Source organism: Jatrophihabitans endophyticus, from assembly GCF_900129455.1.
Taxonomy (GTDB): domain Bacteria; phylum Actinomycetota; class Actinomycetes; order Mycobacteriales; family Jatrophihabitantaceae; genus Jatrophihabitans; species Jatrophihabitans endophyticus.
The window spans coordinates 764564-782267 of sequence record NZ_FQVU01000001.1; the positions used below are offsets into that span (position 1 = coordinate 764564).

The 17704-nt window shown below is 74.1% G+C and carries 21 protein-coding genes; 12 read left to right on the plus strand and 9 right to left on the minus strand.

Going from position 1 to position 17704, the window contains the following annotated elements:
* Window positions 1-6: 6 nt before the first annotated feature.
* Entirely contained in the window at window positions 7-819 is an 813-nt protein-coding gene (locus tag BUE29_RS03535) for an ABC transporter permease (protein ID WP_073385958.1), read from the minus strand.
* Entirely contained in the window at window positions 816-1739 is a 924-nt protein-coding gene (locus BUE29_RS03540; protein ID WP_073385961.1) for an ABC transporter ATP-binding protein, read from the minus strand. Before BUE29_RS03540 ends, BUE29_RS03535 begins: the two co-directional genes overlap by 4 nt.
* 186 nt (window positions 1740-1925) lie before the next feature.
* On the opposite strand from BUE29_RS03540, the gene BUE29_RS03545 reads away from it, so the two are divergent.
* Both BUE29_RS03545 and BUE29_RS03550 read left to right on the plus strand, forming a co-directional pair.
* Window positions 1926-2690: an SDR family NAD(P)-dependent oxidoreductase gene (locus BUE29_RS03545; RefSeq protein ID WP_073385964.1), complete on the plus strand. Its 765-nt coding sequence runs from the start codon at window positions 1926-1928 to the stop codon at window positions 2688-2690.
* A 20-nt stretch (window positions 2691-2710) separates the two neighbouring features.
* Window positions 2711-3193: an SET domain-containing protein gene (locus tag BUE29_RS03550; RefSeq protein WP_073385966.1), complete on the plus strand. Its 483-nt coding sequence runs from the start codon at window positions 2711-2713 to the stop codon at window positions 3191-3193.
* A gap of 85 nt (window positions 3194-3278) precedes the next feature.
* Here BUE29_RS03550 and BUE29_RS03555 read toward each other — a convergent pair whose 3' ends face one another.
* The 4 genes from BUE29_RS03555 to BUE29_RS03570 form a co-directional block, all read right to left on the minus strand.
* The gene (locus BUE29_RS03555) at window positions 3279-3992 is read right to left on the minus strand and encodes a S1 family peptidase (protein WP_073385970.1); all 714 of its coding nucleotides are present in this window, start codon (window positions 3990-3992) and stop codon (window positions 3279-3281) included.
* Between the two features lie 133 nt (window positions 3993-4125).
* Window positions 4126-5121 (minus strand): AraC family transcriptional regulator, encoded by a 996-nt coding sequence (locus tag BUE29_RS03560; protein ID WP_073385979.1) that lies wholly within the window; start codon window positions 5119-5121, stop codon window positions 4126-4128.
* 361 nt (window positions 5122-5482) lie between these two features.
* Window positions 5483-5827, minus strand: coding sequence for a DUF6221 family protein (locus BUE29_RS03565; RefSeq protein ID WP_073385981.1), 345 nt, complete (start codon window positions 5825-5827; stop codon window positions 5483-5485).
* Between the two features lie 127 nt (window positions 5828-5954).
* Window positions 5955-6701: a GAF and ANTAR domain-containing protein gene (locus BUE29_RS03570; protein WP_073385984.1), complete on the minus strand. Its 747-nt coding sequence runs from the start codon at window positions 6699-6701 to the stop codon at window positions 5955-5957.
* 206 nt (window positions 6702-6907) lie between these two features.
* Between BUE29_RS03570 and BUE29_RS03575 the strand changes: the two genes are divergently transcribed.
* The 3 genes from BUE29_RS03575 to BUE29_RS03585 are packed head-to-tail and all read left to right on the plus strand — an operon-like array spanning window position 6908 to window position 9995.
* Complete coding sequence (locus BUE29_RS03575) at window positions 6908-7972, plus strand: hypothetical protein (RefSeq protein ID WP_084180739.1); 1065 nt, start codon at window positions 6908-6910, stop codon at window positions 7970-7972.
* Entirely contained in the window at window positions 7969-9315 is a 1347-nt protein-coding gene (locus BUE29_RS03580) for a bifunctional PIG-L family deacetylase/class I SAM-dependent methyltransferase (protein WP_073385990.1), read from the plus strand. The genes BUE29_RS03575 and BUE29_RS03580 overlap by 4 nt, the downstream gene beginning before the upstream one ends.
* On the plus strand, window positions 9312-9995 hold the full coding sequence (locus BUE29_RS03585) for a glycosyltransferase family 2 protein (protein ID WP_200800017.1): 684 nt from the start codon (window positions 9312-9314) through the stop codon (window positions 9993-9995). Before BUE29_RS03580 ends, BUE29_RS03585 begins: the two co-directional genes overlap by 4 nt.
* A 72-nt stretch (window positions 9996-10067) precedes the next feature.
* Here BUE29_RS03585 and BUE29_RS03590 read toward each other — a convergent pair whose 3' ends face one another.
* Window positions 10068-10631, minus strand: coding sequence for a type 1 glutamine amidotransferase domain-containing protein (locus BUE29_RS03590; protein WP_073385993.1), 564 nt, complete (start codon window positions 10629-10631; stop codon window positions 10068-10070).
* A 77-nt stretch (window positions 10632-10708) separates the two neighbouring features.
* On the opposite strand from BUE29_RS03590, the gene BUE29_RS03595 reads away from it, so the two are divergent.
* A complete protein-coding gene (locus BUE29_RS03595) occupies window positions 10709-12172 on the plus strand; it encodes an MFS transporter (RefSeq protein ID WP_200800018.1) in 1464 nt (487 codons plus the stop codon).
* Between the two features lie 10 nt (window positions 12173-12182).
* Here BUE29_RS03595 and BUE29_RS03600 read toward each other — a convergent pair whose 3' ends face one another.
* Window positions 12183-12689, minus strand: a complete 507-nt coding sequence (locus tag BUE29_RS03600) for a DNA polymerase ligase N-terminal domain-containing protein (RefSeq protein WP_073385995.1) — start codon at window positions 12687-12689, stop codon at window positions 12183-12185.
* A gap of 89 nt (window positions 12690-12778) precedes the next feature.
* Here BUE29_RS03600 and BUE29_RS03605 point away from each other — a divergent pair, with 89 nt between their 5' ends.
* The 6 genes from BUE29_RS03605 (at window position 12779) to BUE29_RS03630 (ending at window position 17286) form a co-directional block, all read left to right on the plus strand.
* Window positions 12779-13006 carry a zinc-binding dehydrogenase gene (locus tag BUE29_RS03605; RefSeq protein ID WP_073385998.1) on the plus strand — a complete coding sequence of 76 codons (228 nt, stop codon included), beginning with the start codon at window positions 12779-12781 and terminating at the stop codon, window positions 13004-13006.
* 98 nt (window positions 13007-13104) lie between these two features.
* On the plus strand, window positions 13105-13407 hold the full coding sequence (locus BUE29_RS03610; protein WP_073386001.1) for a hypothetical protein: 303 nt from the start codon (window positions 13105-13107) through the stop codon (window positions 13405-13407).
* Window positions 13408-13409: 2 nt separating this feature from the next.
* The gene (locus tag BUE29_RS03615; RefSeq protein WP_073386003.1) at window positions 13410-14078 is read left to right on the plus strand and encodes a UdgX family uracil-DNA binding protein; all 669 of its coding nucleotides are present in this window, start codon (window positions 13410-13412) and stop codon (window positions 14076-14078) included.
* The gene (locus BUE29_RS03620) at window positions 14075-15490 is read left to right on the plus strand and encodes a CYTH and CHAD domain-containing protein (RefSeq protein ID WP_073386006.1); all 1416 of its coding nucleotides are present in this window, start codon (window positions 14075-14077) and stop codon (window positions 15488-15490) included. The genes BUE29_RS03615 and BUE29_RS03620 overlap by 4 nt, the downstream gene beginning before the upstream one ends.
* Window positions 15491-15514: 24 nt before the next feature.
* A complete protein-coding gene (locus BUE29_RS03625) occupies window positions 15515-16537 on the plus strand; it encodes an NADPH:quinone reductase (RefSeq protein WP_073386009.1) in 1023 nt (340 codons plus the stop codon).
* A gap of 107 nt (window positions 16538-16644) precedes the next feature.
* Complete coding sequence (locus tag BUE29_RS03630) at window positions 16645-17286, plus strand: endonuclease (protein ID WP_073386011.1); 642 nt, start codon at window positions 16645-16647, stop codon at window positions 17284-17286.
* Window positions 17287-17288: 2 nt separating this feature from the next.
* Here the strand turns inward: BUE29_RS03630 and BUE29_RS22305 are convergent, their stop codons facing one another.
* Window positions 17289-17618, minus strand: coding sequence for an STAS domain-containing protein (locus BUE29_RS22305; protein WP_159440820.1), 330 nt, complete (start codon window positions 17616-17618; stop codon window positions 17289-17291).
* Window positions 17619-17704 lie beyond the last annotated feature (86 nt).

Genomic DNA, 17704 nt, shown 5'->3' on the forward strand with positions numbered 1-17704 from the left:
CGATTCTCACACGTCCGCGTGGCGCAGCCGCGCCAGCGCGAGACCCAGCAGGACCGCCGCGTAGCCGGCGAACAGCGTCATCGCGGCACCGCCGGACAGCGAGTCGCCGAAGCCGACGCCGGCCATGGCGCCGCCGGCGTTAGCCGGCAGGTAGGAGGCGCCGTCCCAGCTGGCCAGCATCGCCGGCGCCACGAAGAACGACGCCGCGAGCACCCCCAGGGCCGCCGCGCTGTGTCGCACGAGCGCGCCGACGGCCAGCGCGAACACGGCCGCGGCGGCGCAGTAGAGCGGCACGCCCGCGACGACGCCGACCACCCCGGGATCGGCGAAGGACGCGCCGGCCCTGCCGTATGCCGACCACACGACTCCGGCCCCCAGCAACGTCAGCACCGCGGCTCCCGCCGTGGCGAGGCCGACCACGACGAGCAGCACGGCGGCCTTGGCCAGCAGCACGGTGGTGCGCCGCGGGACGACCGTCATCGTCGAGCGGATCAGCCCGGTGCCGTACTCGCCGGTCACGACGAGCGCGCCCACCATCAGCACGGCGAGCACCGCGACGGAGAGACCGAACTCGGTGTTCCTCGCCAGGTCGACGGGGTGCGGGTGCCGGTAGTACGGGTCACCGTCGGCGTGCCGGGCCGACTGGAGCTGCCCGAACATCCCGATCCCGACGATCGAGGCGATGGCGAGGAGCAGCAGCCACCAGGTCGAGCGCACCGAGCGGAGCTTGGTCCACTCGGATCGGCAGACGCGGACGAACGAGACGTCGAGCCGATCGGCGGCGCGGTCCGGCAGGGCCTCGGGTGCGACCGCGGTCATCGGCGAACTCCTTCGGTCGACGCGGCGGCGTACTCGACCTCGCCGTGGGTGGCGGACAGGTAGGCGTCCTCGAGCGAGGCGCGCACGGCCGCCAGCTCGGACAGCGGCACACCGGCGCTCGCGGCGACCGCGCCGACCTGCTCGGCGCTGAGGCCGGTGACCTGCAGGACGTCCGCCTCGTCGCTGGTGACGGTCACGTGCGGACCGCGCAGCAGGTCGCGCAGCCGGCCGGCGTCGCGTGAGCGCACGACCACCGAGGTCGAGGTGCTCGCAGCGACGAACTCCTCGACCGTGCTGTCGGCGATCAGCCGCCCGCGACCGACCACGACGAGGCGGGTGGCGGTCTGCGCCATCTCCGACATCAGGTGCGACGACACGAACACCGTGCGGCCCTCGTCGGCCAGGCCGCGCAGCATGGTGCGGATCCACCGCACGCCGTCGGGGTCCAGGCCGTTCACCGGCTCGTCCAAGACGACGGTCCGAGGGGACCCGAGCAGGGCGGCGGCGATGCCCAGCCGCTGGCCCATGCCCAGGCTGAACCTGCCGACCCGGTCGGCCGCGACGTCCTGCAGCCCGACGAGCTCCAGCACCTCGTCCACGCGGCGTCGACCGAGGCCGGCGGTCTGCGCGAGCGCGACCAGATGGTTGCGGGCCGACCGTCCGGTGTGGGCGGCGCGGACCTCGAGCAGACTGCCCAGCTCGGCCATCGGCGCGACGCTGTCGCGATAGACCGAGCCGTTGACCCGGACCGACCCGCTCGTCGGCCGATCCAGCCCGGCGATCATCCGCATCGTCGTGGACTTCCCGGCTCCGTTCGGGCCCAGGAAGCCGGTGACGGCACCGGGTTCGACGGTGAAGCTGAGGTCGTGGACGGCGAGCGTGTCGCCGTAGCGCTTGGTGAGGTTCTCGACCTCGATCACGGGCGCCCCTTCCGATCGGTCGTGACTGTCGACCCACCGAACGCTAGGAACCGGCTCGCCCGCCGTCGTACGCCTCCGGACCACACTTGCCGTCCCGGCGTATCACCGCAGATGTACGAGCCCGCCCCGCGGGTCGACGCGCGTGGCGCGCGGCAGGATGCGCGGCCCGGCGGCGACACTGGGGGGATGACGTCTCGGGTGCGGAGCGCGCTGGTCACCGGCGGCGGCAGCGGCATCGGGCTGGCGACCGCGTCCGCCCTGCACCGCGCCGGCTACGCGCTGACCCTCATCGGCCGGCGCGCCGAGGTGCTCGCGGCCGCGCAACGAGCGGTGACGGCGCAGGCCGACGGCCCGCCGGTCACGACGCACGTCGCCGACGTGGGCGACGCCGACGCGGCGCTCGGCTGCGTGGCCGAGCACGTCGGCCGGACGGGCGGCATCGACGCCCTCGTGGCGGCGGCCGGCGCATACGCCCCGGCGCCCCTGGCCGGGCTGACCGCGGCGCAGTGGGACGCGACGCTCGACGTGCACGTGCGCGCCGCCGTGCTGATGGCCGCCGCCGCGGGGCGGCAGATGGGCGCGGCCGGGCACGGCCGGATCGTGCTGCTGTCCTCGGTCAACGGCTACGCCGCCGAGCCCGAGACGATCGACTACACGGTCGCCAAGACGGCGATCATCGGCGCCGTGCGCGCGCTGGCCGTCGATCTCGCCGGCACCGGCGTGACCGTCAACGCGGTCGCACCGGGCTGGATCGACACACCGATGACCGAGCGCTACCTCGCCGACGCCACGCCCGACTCACTGCGCCGCGTCAACCCGCTCGGCCGCGCGGGCCGGGCCGAGGAGATCGCGGACGTCATCGCCTACCTGGTCACGGCCGCGCCCGAGTTCCTCACCGGCTCGACCGTCACCGTGGACGGCGGACAGACCGCGCTCGCGGCACTGCCCTGACCGCGAGGCATGATCGAGGCGTGAGCACCAGCAAGAAGGACAGCGAGAAGACGAGTGCGGGGACGCGCGGGGACAAGCGACTGTCGGTGCGCCGGTCCGGCGTCCACGGCAAGGGTGTCTTCGCGAAGGCCGCGCTTCCCGCCGGCGAGACGCTGCTCGACTACGAGGGCGATCGCATCAGCTGGGAACAGGCCTGCGCCGACTACGCCGCGGCGGGCACCGCGGGCCACACGTTCTACTTCGATCTCGGCGACGGCACGGTCATCGACGGCGGCTCGAACGGCAACGCGGCCCGGTTCATCAACCACGGCTGCGAACCCAACTGCGAGACCGAGGCCGACGAGGACCGCGTCCGCATCATCACGCTGCGCGACATCGCCGTCGGCGACGAACTGTTCATCGACTACAACCTCGTGATCGACGACGACGACCCCGAGGAGCGCGCGCTCTACGCCTGCGCGTGCGGTGCCGCCACCTGCCGCGGCACGATGCTCGCCGGCTGAGCCGGCACGAACGCACCGCGGGCGGTGACCGGCGGCGACCGGTCACCGCCCGCGGCGGTCGACGTGCGGGTGCGGTGGAGCGGGATCAGACGCCGGCGGTGCTGCGGATCCAGCTCGCGCTCTGGCTCAACACGGCGTAGTTCGAGCCGGCGTGGATGTTCGAGCCCGGGTCGGCGGTGTCGCCGGTCGAGCACACGCCGACCACCGAGCCGTTGACCGTCAACGCACCGCCGGAGTCGCCGTGGTTCGACGCCCCGTCGACGCCGGTGACGTGCTGCGCGGTGCCGTAGTAGGCGTCGGTGCTGCGACCGGTGAGGTTGACCGTCGCCTTGTACAGGTGGTCGGTGGGCGCGGAGTTGGCCCGGTTGCCGTAGCCCATGACGACGCCGGTGCCCGACGACTTGGTGGTGTAGCTCAGGTTCAGCGGGGCGTAGCTCGACAGCGGCGCCGCCGTGCGCAGGTGCGCCAGCGCGATGTCGCCACTGGGTGCGGAGTAGAGCGCGTCGACGACGCGGGCGGGGCCGCGGTTGGAGGTGCTGTTGCTCTGGTAGACGTTCATCGACGTGGTGCCGTCGGCGCAGTGGTTCGCGGTGAGCACCCAGCTGGCGTTGAGCTGTTCGCCGGTGCAGCCGTAGGTGCCACCACCCTGCACGAACAGGAGCTGGACCTCCCACGCGACCGTCGCCGAGGATCCGCCGATGATGTTCGGCGTGTTCTGGGCGGACGCGGCGGGGGCGAGGGCCGCTGAACCGGCCGCGAGCAGGGAGGTGGCCGCGGCCGCGATCAGGATTTTCTTCATTCGTCCGTCCTGTCCAGGTGTGGGGGGAATGGTGGTCCAGACCATGCCACTCTCCGGACATTCTGACAATATGGACATCACCGGACAAATTTCGGCGGTTCGCCTTCGGCGCCGGCCGATCGCGGAACGGCCGTCAGCTGCGCAGGACCTCGTGCGGGGTGCGGCCGTAGGCCTCGCGGTAGCGCGCGGCGAAGCGGCCGACGTTGCCGAAGCCCCACCGTGACGCCACCGCCGCGACGGTGTCGCCGCGGCTCGGGTCGGCGGCCTGCAGATCACGATGCGCGCGCTCCAGGCGCACCTGGCGCAGGTAGGAGGTCGGGGTGGTGTCCCAGGTGCGCCGGAAGCCGTGCTGCAGCGAGCGCGGCGTCACCCGGGCGACCTTGGCGATGTCGGCCATCGAGATCGCCTCGGCGGCGTTCTCCTGGATGTACTCCACCGCGCGGCGCAGCGCCGCCGGCGGGATGCGCCCGCTGGCGCGGGTCAGCCCGCTGCCCCCGGCGATCGCGGTGTTGGGGAAGGTCTGCAACAGGGCGACGCCGAGCATGCGCCCCATCGACTCCTGGATGATCTCGCTGCCCGTCGCGAACTCGTTGGGCAGGATCTCGCGGTTGACCATGCGCACCAGCGACTGCCAGTAGCGCTCGGCCTCCGGCGAGCGGGGCTTGGCGTCGGTGAACCGTAGCTCGGCCGCGTCGACGCCGCAGACCTCCGCGGCCAGCTCCTCGACCTCGGAGAGCGCCAGGCGCACGACTCCGATGCGGACGTCGCTCCAGCGCACCTCGACCGGCCCGTGCGCCTGGTACAGGTGGCTCTCACCGCGGTTGACCCGGACGGTGTGCCCGCCGTGGACGAACTCGAGGCTGCCGCCGAGCAGGTGCCCGACCGTGACCGCACCCTCCGGGTCCACCGTCGTGCGGCCGGCCATGGAGTGCTCGAAGGACTGGATGCGGAAGCGATCGAGCCGCACCGACGTCACCCGGAACCGGAACTGCTCGGGCGAGCCGAAGACGGTGGGGACGTTGGGGGCGGCGAGCTTGCCGATGTACTCACGCGCGGCAGCGGGGTCGTCGGTGGAGTAGGTGAAGCGCGTGGGCGCGGTGGACTCGGCGGGCGGGACGGATTCGGTCACGTGAGCCTCCAGCAGGGCGCGCCGGCAGGCAGGCAGCGCGGGCGGCCGGAGCCGAGCGCGCCGCTGACGAACGCAGGACGGATACGTCGCCGGTCGCATCGAGGTGCGCCGGCGGGAGTTCCCCCGGCACCCTGCCGGCGAGCGGGTCGCCGGCAGGGCCGGGCGGCAGTCGGGGGAGCTGCCGCTCGTCGTCCATTCGAGCCAAACGCCTCGCAGCGAGGCAAATGGATCATCGTGCCGATTGCGCAGCCGGTACCGGCGCTTCGTCGCTCGGCTGTCCACTGGACAGTTCGTCCAGACGGGCGTACCCCCGCCCCTGACGGGGCGTCGGACCGCACGAGAGCGCTCACCGGTGGCATCGTCAGCGCCGTTTCGGGGCTCGCCACTCGGTGCGGTACTGCCGGTGCTCGGCGTAGGGCGCCGCCAGGGCGCGCAGGGCCTGCGTCGCCGCGTCGCGCACGGTCTTCTCCGACGGCAGGTCGCGCAGGATCAGCAGTTGCTGCAGGTCGCCGATCACGTGCCGCTTGGCGATGATCTCGGCCCGCAGCCGGTCGGCGGAACGCAGCCCACGCTCGCGCTCCTTGGGGGCGGCGCCGCGGGTCTCGTCACGCGCCAGGTGGCGCAGCTCGTCGTCGTCCTCGTCCAGGCGGTCGAGCAGGAATCGGACCAGTTCACTGGTCGCGGAAACGGGCAGGGTCAAGGACACGAGTGCTACTCCGTGATGACTGGCTGGCCTCGGCTCGACCTCCGCTTTCAACCTACTCCGTGTCGAAACGGACGCCTACCGCCGGTGCCGTACAGCGTTACCTGCCGCCGTGCGCGACCGCCCCGGATCAGCGCGGGCGCGCGCCGGGCGCCAGCAGCTCACCGGTGCGCACCAGGTGCTCGGCCACGACGGTGACCTTGGTGTTCGTGGTCTGCGACGCCGCGGAGAGGCGCCGGAAGGCCTCGTCGGGATCGACGCGGTCGCGCTCCATGAGGATGCCCTTGGCCTGGCCGAGCAGGTCCCGGCTGGTCAGCGCCGACCGCAGCTGGTCGGCGCGCTGCGCCTCGGCCAGGGCCACCGCGGCGAGGGTCGCGAAGACCTCGGTGAACGCCAGGTCGGCACCGCGGAAGGCGTCGGGCTGCGAGCTGTACAGCGAGAGCGCCCCGGTCATCCGCGACTCGACCTGCAGCGGAACGCACGCCATGCTGACGGCGCCGAGCTCGGCGGCGGCCTCGTGGAAGTGCGGCCAGCGCGGGTCCCGGGTGACGTCGGGCGAGACCACGATGCGTTGCGAGGTCGCGGCGTCGACGCAGGGCCCCTCGCCCGCGCGCCGCTGCAGCTGGTCCAGCAGCTCGGGACGCGGGCCGGTGACCGCGATGGGCACCAGCTCGCCCCGATTGACCAGCAGCAGCCCCGCGTCCTCGGCGCACGGCACGGTGCGCACGGCGGAGCGGACGATGGCCTCGAGGGTGCTGTCGAGATCCCCGGACGGGACGTGCAACGCACGGGCGACCTGGGCCACGACGGTCAGCGCGACGAGGTCGGGCTCGTCCCCCTCGTCCGCGCCTCGGCTGAGTTCCGGGCTGTGCACCATCCGCTGTCCTCTCTATCCGTCGCCCATAATCACATGGCGCACGTCACGTCGTCGGTGACGGGTCGGGCACGATGTGGTGGTCCCCCGCGACGCGCACGGCGGCGCGGGTGACGACAGGGCCGGGATACCCGGTCGCGCGGGCCGGGCATCTGCACCTCGACGCATTCGTCGAGGAGCCGCGCACCGGATTCGATCGAGGGGGGCACGTGGCGCACGACCATTCGTCCGACGCCCCGGACGGCACCTCCGCCGCCGAGCGCAGCGATCACGGCGGCCTCGACGGCGTCGTGGCGGCCGCCCGGGCCGCGGGCGAGGACGCCGCCGCCGCGCTCGCCCTGGCCGTCTCGGTGGGTGGCCGGCTCCCGCTGCCCGGCTCCGGCGCGACCGAGCGGCGCTGGCAGGTGCTGACCGCGGTCGGCCGGGCGAGCCTGACCGCCGCCCGCGTGCTGGAGGCGCACAGCGACGCGCTGGCCGTCCTCGCCGAGGCGGGCCTGGCCGCCGAGCCCGGACGCAGCTGGGGCGTCTTCGCCGCGGAGGCGCCCGGGCTGCGCCTCGACGCCCGGGCCGCCGACGCGGACACGGTCCGGCTGAGCGGCACGAAGCCGTGGTGCTCGCTGGCCGGCTCGCTCGACCGCGCTCTGGTGACGGCGTTCGTCGAGGACGGCCGACGCCGGCTGTTCGCCGTCGACCTCCGCTCCCCCGGGGTCCGCGCGCAACCGGTGACCGGGTGGGTCTCGCGCGGGCTGCGTTCCGTGCCGAGCACCGGGGTCGAGTTCGACGGCGCGACGGCCACGCCGGTGGGCGAGCCGGAGTGGTACCTCGACCGCCCCGGCTTCGCCTGGGGCGGCTGCGGCGTGGCGGCGTGCTGGTACGGCGGGGCGCTGGGCGTCGCCGACACCGTCCGGGTCGCCGCCGCCGACCGCGGGGGCGAGCTACCGGCCATGCACGTCGGAGCGATCGACGCCGCGCTCACCGCGGCCCGCTGCGTGCTCGCCGACGCCGCCGCCGCCATCGACGCGGGTCGGGCCGCCGGCGCGGCCGGCGCGACCCTGGCCCTGCGGGTGCGCGCGGTCGTCGCGGACGCCGCCGAGCGCGTGCTGCGCGCTGCGGCCCACGCGCTGGGGCCGGCGCCGCTCGCGTTCGACGCCGACCACGCCGCCCGGGTCGCCGATCTCGAGATCTACGTCCGACAGCACCACGCCGAGCGCGACCTCGCCGCGCTGGGGCGAGCCGTGCTCGGCGGCGCCGTGCTCGCCGGGGCCGCCGGATGACCTTCGACCACCGTGATGCCGGGCCGCCCGCCGCCGCCTGGGACTCCCTCGTCACCGGGCTCGCCGAGCTGCGCCTGCCCGGCAGCGGCGACCGGCTCGTGGTCGTGGCCGCGCACCCGGACGACGAGACGCTCGGCGCCGGCGGCCTGCTGGCCGCCGCCGCCCGGCACGGCTGCCCCGCGACCGTCGTGGTGCTGACCGACGGCGAGGCCTCGCACCCGGACTCGCCCACCCATCGGCCGCATCAGCTCGCGGCGCTCCGGCGGCGCGAGGTGTACGCGGCCGTGGCCGCGACGGCACCGGACGCGGAGGTGCAACTGGCGGGGTTGCCCGACGGTCGGTTGGCCGAGCACCGCGACGAGCTGACCGCCGTCCTGGAACCGCTGGCCGCCACGGCCACGCACCTGGTCACGCCGTGGGACGGCGACCGGCACCCCGACCACGAGGCGGTCGCGGACGTCGGCCGCGAGCTCGCCGCGCGGCACGGCTGCCGCCACTGGCAGTACCCGATCTGGACCTGGCACTGGGACGACCCCGCGCACAGCGTCCTCGCCACCTACGACCTGCGGCGGGTCAGCCTGCACGACACGGATCGCGCCGCCAAGCGCGCCGCTCTGGCGTGCCACACGAGCCAGCACTCCCCGCTGTCCGACGAACCCGGCGACGAAGCCCTCCTGCCCCCGTCGCTGGTCGGGGCCGCCGAACGGGACGGCGAGGTCTTCGTCGTCGGACCGGCTCAGGGCACGGAGCCCGCGGCCACGCCCGTCGCGTATTTCGAGCAGTTGTACGCAAAAGCGGCTGATCCTTGGGGCCTCGACGAACGGTTCTACGAGCAGCGCAAGCGGGCCGGCCTGCTCGCCGCCCTCACCCGGCCGCGCTTCCGACGGGCCTTCGAACCCGGGTGCGCGACAGGCGCGCTGAGCGCCGAACTGGCTCGCCGGTGCGACGACCTGGTCGCGTGGGACGCCGTCGACACCGCGACGGCGGCGACCGCGAACCGCCTCCGCGACGCGGCGAACGTCACGGTCGCGACGGGACGCATCCCCGAGGACTGGCCGGACGGCGAGTTCGACCTGATCGTGTTGAGCGAGGTGGGCTACTACTGCGCGGACCTCGGCCGGCTGACCGAGCGGGTGCTGGGCTCGCTCGCCCCCGACGGCGTGCTCGTGGCCTGTCACTGGCGCCACGCCGCCGCGATGCACGCCCATACGGCCGGCGAGGTGCACGGTGCGCTCGGCGTCTCGTTGCGGGCGGTCGTGAGCCACGTCGAGGACGACTTCCTGCTCCACGCGTGGACCCGAACCGGCGAATCCGTCGCCACCGCCACCGGAATCGTGCGGTGAGCGCGCTGCCGGCGATCGGCGAGCTCGCGGTGATCGTCCCCGCGGCGGACGAGGAGGCGAGCATCGGCGCCTGCCTGGCCGCCCTGCGCGAGGCGCAGGCCGCGGTGCCGGGCATCCCGGTGCGCGTGGTGGTGGTCCTCGACGCCTGTCGCGACGACACCGCCGCGGTGGTGGCCCGCCATCCCGAAGTGCACGCGGAACCGTGCGCGGCACGCAACGTCGGCGTGGCGCGCGCGCTGGGCAGCGCCCGTGCCCTGGAACTGGCCGACGACCCGACCCGGTTGTGGCTCGCCCACACCGACGCCGACTCCCTGGTGCCCCGGGACTGGCTGATCCACATGCTCGTGGCCGCAGCCGGCGGCGCCGACGTCGTCCTCGGCACCGTCGTCCCCTCCCCCGACCTGCCACCCCACCTGCGCGCCGCATGGGACGTGGGGCACGACGTCGACGACGGTCACGGCCACGTCCACGGCGCCAACCTCGGCATCCGGGCGTCGGCCTACGTCGCTCTCGGCGGCTGGCGGCCGCTGCTCACCGGCGAGGACGTCGATCTCGCCGAGCGGGCCGAGCGCGCACGGCTGCCGGTCCATCGCACCGGCGGCATCCCGGTCGTGACGAGCGCGCGGCTCCACTCGCGAGCGCCGGACGGCTTCGCGGCCTACCTGCGCGACGTGGGCTGACGCGCGAACGCGGCGCCGACCGGGCCGTCACCGGCCGGTGGACGCCGCGTTCGCCGCGGTTCGATCGGGTGCTCAGGTACGGGCGAACGCCGCGACCGCTGCCTTGCCGAAGGCGGGGAGGTCGTCGGGGTTGCGGCTCGTGACCAGCGTGAATCCCTGCTCCGGGCACGTGACCGACTCGGCATCGCGCCATTCGGCGGCGCCGGCGTTGCGGATGTCGGTCTGCAGGCTCGGCCAACTCGTCAGCGTCTTGCCGCGCACGACGTCGGCCTCGACCAGCGTCCACGGGCCGTGGCAGATGGCGGCGATGGGCTTGCCGGCCGCGGCGAAGCCCTTCACCAGCGCGACCGCGTCGGCGTCCTGCCGCAGCGCGTCGGGGTTGGTCGTGCCGCCCGGCAGCACCAGGCCGTCGAAGTCGTCCACCGAGACGTCGGCGACCGCGCGGTCGGCGTCGAAGGTGTCGCCCTTCTCGACGTCGTTGTTGAACGCCTGCACGGTGTCCTTCTCCGGCGCCACCAGCACCGGGGTGCCGCCGGCGTCCTCGATCGCCTGCCAGGGCTTCTCCAGCTCGGCCTGCTCGACGCCGGAGTTGGCCAGCAGGAACGCGATGGTCTTGCCGTTGAGCTCGTCGGACATGGTTGCTCCTTCGCGGTTGTCCTCCGTACAACGCCTCCCCGGTTTGCGCGGCCATCTCACGGGATAGACCTGGACCCGTGAGCGACACGATCACCACGGACGTCCCCGCGCGGCTGGACCGACTGCCGTGGTCGCGATGGCACTGGACGGTCGTGATCGGCCTGGGCACCGTGTGGATCCTGGACGGCCTCGAGGTGACGATCGTCGGCAACCTCGCGCCCCGGTTGGCCGAGGCGTCGGCCGGTCTCGGCATCACCGAGGCCCAGGTGACCGGTCTCGCCGCCGCGTTGTACGTCGCCGGTTCGTGCACCGGGGCGCTGCTGTTCGGCTACCTGACCGACCGGTTCGGACGTCGCAAGCTGTTCATGATCACGCTGGCGGTGTACCTGGCGGCGACGGCGATGACGGCCGTCGCGTTCGCGCCGTGGTGGTTCTTCGTCTTCCGGTTCGTCACCGGTCTCGGCATCGGCGGCGAGTACGCCGCCATCAACTCCGCAGTGGACGAGCTGATCCCGAGCTCGCACCGCGGGCGGGTCGACCTCGCCATCAACGGCACCTACTGGCTGGGCGCGGTCGGCGGTGCGCTGCTGTCGATCGTCGCGCTGAACACGAATTTCCTCCCCGCCGACGTCGGGTGGCGCGTCTCGTTCGCCCTGGGCGTCGTCCTCGGCCTCGTGATCCTGTTGGTGCGGCGCAACGTGCCCGAGAGTCCGCGCTGGCTGTTCATCCACGGCCGCGACGACGAGGCGAGACGGCTCGTCGACGAGGTCGAGCGGACGGTCCGCGACGAGACCGGTCAGGGGCTCTCTACCGTCCACGACACCATCGAGATCGAGCAGCGCGAGACCATCGGCTTCCTGACGATCGCGAAGACGGTCCTCACCACGTACCCGAAGCGGACCGTGCTCGGGCTGTCGCTGTTCATCGGGCAGGCGTTCCTCTACAACGCCGTCACCTTCGGCTACGCGAGCATCCTCACCACGTTCTTCGACGTCGACGCCGCGCACACCGGCTACTTCTACGCGGTGATCGCCGTCGGCAACTTCCTCGGCCCGGTCGCGCTCGGCACGCTGTTCGACACGCTCGGTCGCAAGCCGATGATCGCCGGAACCTACCTCGCGTCCGGCATCCTGCTCTTCGTCACCGCGTGGCTGTTCTCGCAGGGCGTGCTGTCGGCCGTCACCATGACGATCTGCTGGACCGTCGTGCTCTTCTTCGCCTCGACCGGCGCGAGCTCGGCCTATCTCACGGTCAGCGAGATCTTCCCGATGGAGACGCGCGCGATGGCGATCGCCTTCTTCTACGCGATCGGCACCGCGCTCGGCGGCATCACCGGACCGCTGCTGTTCGCCGACCTGACCTCCTCCGGAGTCGTCGGCGACACGGTGCTGGCGTTCTGCGTCGGCGCGGCGGTCATGACCGCGGGCGGGATAGTCGCGATCTTCTTCGCCGTCGACGCCGCCGGCAAGGGGCTCGAGAGCATCGCCGCTCCGCTGACCAGCCGCACGAAGGCCGGGTCCGCGGCCGCCGCGTCGGCGTGATCGGTGCCGGTCAGCCGGCTGCCTCGATCTCGGCCATCGTCCGGCCGGTGAGCACCGACCAGGTCTCGGTGCCGGTCACGTCGCGCCGCGCGTCCGCCTCGCCGTCGCGCTTCTTCAGCAGCAGCCACAGGTCGTCGCCGCGCGTGCGCAGCAGGCTGTAGCCGCCGCGCAGCTTCTCGCCCCGCAGCACGAAGGAGAGGTGCCCGCGCGCGAGCGCCGCGCCCGCCGACACCGGATCGCTGCCGTCCCGGCTGACGTTGCGGAACGTCCCGTGGTCCCACACCTGCACGACGCCGCCGCCACGACGCTGTGGCGAGAGCACGCCCTCGTACTCGCAGTACTCGAGGGCATGGTCCCCGACCCGTCTGGCCAGCCGCCGTACCGCGGGGTCGGTCGACGGACCCTTCGGCACGGCCCACGACACCAGTACCCCGTCGATCTCGAGCCGGAGGTCGTAGTGGTCGGCCGTCGCCAGGTGGTGCTGCACCACGAAGCGTGGGTCGTCCGGCTCGGCCATGGCGCCATGGTGCCCGTCGCCCGGGTCGACGTCAGCCCGCCGCGCGGTGCGGGCAGGGCCCAGGACGAGGGCCGTGAGCGCGGCCGCCGGTGCGACCAACGACGAGTGGCTGGTGGCCGAACGGCTGGGGGCCGCAGACCGGGTACGGCGCGTCCTTCACCTCGGCGGCGGTCCTGGCCGAGCTCGGCGGGCCCGTGGCCGACGGCGGCCTCGTCGTCCCGATCGCCGCCACGTACCCGCTCGACCGGGTGCGGGACGCGTACGACCGCTTGGCCCAGGGCCGCACACGCGGCAGGATGGTCCTGCAGGTCGGGTGAGTTTGGAGAACGGGCAACCCGGATAGATCAACCTCGAGCCGTACGGCTCGCCGGTGTCGGAGCCACCGCATCGGGGCGTACAGGGATCGTGATCACGCATGACGCTCGCACCGCCGCACCCGACGACGACCTTCGGCGCTCGGATCATCGACATGCGCTGCTCGGCCACCACCGCGCAGCCGGGTATCTCCGGTGACGACCTCGACGCCAACCGCTGCCAGCTGCTGGCCGGGCACGGCGGCGAGCACGCCCTCATGTACGCGAGCACGGCCTGCCGCCAGGTCCTCGCGTGGCGCGCGGACGGGGCCCCGCACCCGTCCGAGACCGACTGGCGGGGCCTGCCGTGGATGCGCGGCTACCCCGTGCCCGCCTGGTTCGAGACCGGTTCGGTCGACGCCTGACGGTGGCCGCGCGTCCCAGCTTCCCCGGCGCCGCCGAGTTCGTGCCCGACTCCCGCGCCGTCGACGACCTGCGCACGCACGCCGCCGGATGCCGCGGCTGCGACCTCTACGCCGACGCCACCCAGACCGTCTTCGGCTCGGGTAACGCCCACGCCCGCGTGATGCTGGTGGGCGAGCAGCCCGGCGACGTCGAGGACACCCGCGGCTACCCGTTCGTCGGGCCCGCCGGGCAGGTGCTGCGCCGCGGTCTGACCGACGCGGGTCTCGGTGACACACCCGTGTTCGTGACCAACGCGGTCAAGCACTTCCGATTCACCGAACGCGGCAGGCGACGCATCCACGAGAAGCCGACGGCCGCGCACGCCACGGCCTGCCGTCCCTGGCTGGCCGCCGAGCTGCGGGCCGTCCGTCCGGCGATCGTCGTCGCGCTCGGGGCCACCGCCGCCGGGTCGCTGTTCGGGTCCGGCTTCCGGTTGACCGCGGCCCGCGGGCAGCGCCTCGACTGGCCGCCGGCCAAGGGCGACTTCGCCGACAGCGACGTGGACGTGCAGGTCGCCTTCGCGACCGTCCACCCGTCGTCGATACTGCGCACGCCCGACGACGAGCGCGACGCCGCCTACGCCGCGTTCGTGGCCGATCTCGCGGTCGTGGCCGAGGCGGTGCGCCGGTGAGCACGCAGCGCGAGCGGGAGGTCAAGTTCGAGGTGCCGGACGGCTTCGTGGTGCCCGCGGTGGCCGACGTCGTACGCGGCGGGGAGATCGAGGAGCGCACCCTGCAGCTGCGTTCGGACTACCAGGACACCGCCGGCTTCGACCTGCTGGCGCACGGGCTGACCCTGCGCCGTCGCAGCGGCGACGACGACACCGGCTGGCATCTCAAGGTGCCCGCGGGCGACGCGCGCGACGAGATCCGCCTGCCGCTGACCGACGACGACACCGTGCCGCGCCGGCTCGCCGAGCTGGTGGCCGGCATCGCCCGACCCGAGGAGCTGCGACCGGTCGCGGTCCTGCGCACCGAACGCAGGGTCACCCGGGTGCGCCGCGGCGACGCCCTCGTCGTCGAGATCGCCGACGACCGCGTGAACGCCACCGGCGCGGACGGCCGCGCCCGCAGCTGGCGCGAGATCGAGATCGAGCTCGGCCCGGCGGGTGACGAGCGGGCACTCGCCGCGTTCGGCCGGCGGCTGACCGCGGCCGGGGCGTCGCCGTCGCCGCACGCGTCCAAGTTCGCGCGGGCACTGGGTCGCGACCCCCACGTCGAACGCTCCCCCGCCGGCGAGCTGCTCGTCCGCTACCTCACCGGCTCCTTCCGCCGGCTCGTGGCCGGCGACGTCGCGTTGCGCCGCGGCCACGACGACGTCGTACCCGACACCCGCGGCGCCGTCCGGCGCATCCGCAGCGTGCTGCGCGTCTTCGCCGACGTGCTGGACGCACCGACGGCGCACGCGCTGGACGCCGAGCTGTCCTGGTACCAGGGTCTGCTCGGTGAGGTGCGCGACCGACAGCGGCAGCGCGTTCGCTTCGCCGCCGCGGTGCGCGCGCTGCCGCCCGAGCTCGTGCTGGGCCCGGTCGCCGCGCACGTCGACCAGTCGCTGACCACCGAGCAGGTACGGGCGCTCGCCGCGGTCACCGACGCGCTGGCGACCAATCGCTACCGGCGGATGCTCGCCGCGGTGGCCGGTCTGGTCGCGGGCGACCCGGTGCGCCCCCGGACGTCACGCACCCACCTGCGCGCGCTCGCCGACGACGCGGCCACGACCGCCGCGAAGCGGCTGCGCCGAGCGGTCCACGACGACGACCCCGACCGGCTGCGCCGCGCCCGCAGGGCGATCGAGCGCGCGCGGGACGCCGCCGAGCTCGTCGATCGCTCGCCGCGCACCGTCGCCCGCTTCGAGCGCGCGCTGGACGTGCTCGGCGAGCACCGGGACGCGGTGCGCGCCGCCGAGCTCGCACGCATGCTGGGCACGCGCGCCGGCGCCGCCGCCGGCGAGAACGGCTTCACCTACGGGCTGCTGTACCAGCGCGAGGTCGACGTCGCGCGCCGCCGACGCCGCAAGGCCGTGCGGCTGCGCATTCCCCACTGACCGTCCCCGACCCGAGGAGCCACCGTGCGCGCCATCGTCTACGACCGGACCGGCGATCCCGACGTCCTGCACCTGGTGGAGCGCGACCTCCGTGACCCCGGACCCGGTGAGGTTCGCGTGCGTGTGGTGCGCTCCGGCGTCAATCCGACCGACTGGAAGTCGCGACGCGGCGCTCGGGCCGGCACCCCGGTCAGCCCGGCGCAGGTGCCCAACCAGGACGGCGCCGGGGTGGTGGACGCCGTCGGCCCCGGAGTCGCTGCCGCCCTGCACGGGCTGCGGGTGTGGCTGTGGGAGGCCGCTTGGCAGCGACCCGACGGCACCGCGCAGGAGTACGCGATCGTCCCGGCCGCGCACGCCGTGCCACTGCCCGACGTCGCGTCCTTCGACCTCGGCGCCGCGCTCGGGGTGCCGTTCGTGACCGCGCACCGCTGCCTCACCGTGACCGAGGAGGGCCCCGCCCGGCTCGGCCCCGGCGCACTCGCGGGGCGCACCGTCCTCGTCAGCGGCGGCGCGGGCGCGGTGGGCAACGCCGCCATCCAGCTGGCGCGCTGGGCCGACGCCACGGTGATCACGACGGTGAGCTCGCCGGCCAAGGCACAGCTCGCCGCCGCCGCGGGCGCCGACCACGTGATCGACTACCGGACCCAGGACGTCGTCGCGGAGGTCGAGAAGATCGCACCGGCGGGCGTCCACACCATCGTCGAGGTCGCCGCCGCGGCGAACGCCGACATCGACGTCGCGGTCGTGGCCCCCAACGGCTCGATCGCCGTGTACGCCGACGACGGCGGACAGCCGCTGTCGCTGCCCGTCCGCGCGAGCATGCAGACCAACGCCCGCTGGCAGTTCGTGCTGCTCTACACCGCGCCCGCCCCGGCCAAGGCGGTGGCGCTGGACGACGTCGCCGCGGCGATCGTCGACGGCGCCGTGCGAGTGGGCGACGCGGCCGGGCTCCCGCTGCACCACTTCCCGCTGGAGCAGACCGCGGCCGCGCACGCGGCGGTCGAGGGCGGCGTGGTCGGCAAGGTCCTGGTCGACGTCGCCGACTAAGTGGCCCTCGTGACCCTCGGTCGGCCCCATACCAGCGCGGTCACGGAGATCGACTGACCGCGCGCACGTGGGGCCAAGCGGCCGCGACCTGCGGGTATCCCGTCGTCATGAGCGACCACCACGACCGCGCCCGGCGGCTGCTCGACCGCGCCGGGCGCACCTTCGCCGAGCAGGCCGGGTTCACGCTGCACGACAAGCCCAGCCCGCTCTGGCAGCTCGTGGTGCTCGCGACCGTCCTCGCCAAGCCCATCCAGGCCGACATGGCCGTCGACGCCGCGGCCGAGCTGCGCAAGGCCGGCGCCACCACGCCGCAGGGCACGCTCGACCTCACCTGGCAGCAGCGGGTGGACGCGCTGGTCCGCGCCCACTACCGCCGCTTCGACGAGAGCACCGCCACCCGGCTCGAGCAGTCCGCCACGCTCGTGCTGGACCGCTGGCACGGCGACCTCCGCGAACTGGCCGCCGAGGCCGACGGTGACACCGGCCGGGCCGCCGACCTGCTGCAGGAGATCCCCGGCATCGGCCCGGCGGGCGCGGACATCTTCCTGCGCGAGGTGCAGGACGCCTGGCCGTGGGTGCGGCCGTACTTCGACGCGCGGGCGCTCGACGGCGCCGAGGCGGTCGGTCTGCCCACAGGCCCCGGTGAGCTCGCCGACCTCGTCGCCGGCGACGACTGCGCCCGGCTGGCGGCCGCGCTCGTCCGCGTGACGTTGGACGACCACCTCGCCGCCGCGGTTCGCGACGGGTGAGCTCAGGCGGCGGTGTCGACCAGCAGGACGGTGTCGAGACCGGCCAGCGCGATGGTGCGGCGCAGCCGGGCCGAGCTGCCGACCAGGATCATCGTGCCGTGCCGCTCCCGGCACCGCTGGTGGGCGTCGACGAGCATGCCGAGCGCGGCGGCGTCGGCGAAGGTGACGCCGCTGGCGTCGACGCGCAGCACGCGCCGGCCGGCGTCGAGGTGGTCGACGAGGACGGCACGCACCTCGTCGGCGTTGGCGATGTCGAGTTCGCCCTCGAGGGCGACGGCGGCGCGCCAGGCGTCGTGCGAGGTGGTGCGCGCCAGGGTCTGGACGAGTGTCACGGGACCTGCTCCACTCCCGTAGGGAGGCCCGTGGTCTCGGGCAAAGCCGGTCAGAGGACCGACTGCACCCAACCTAGTCCGAACGT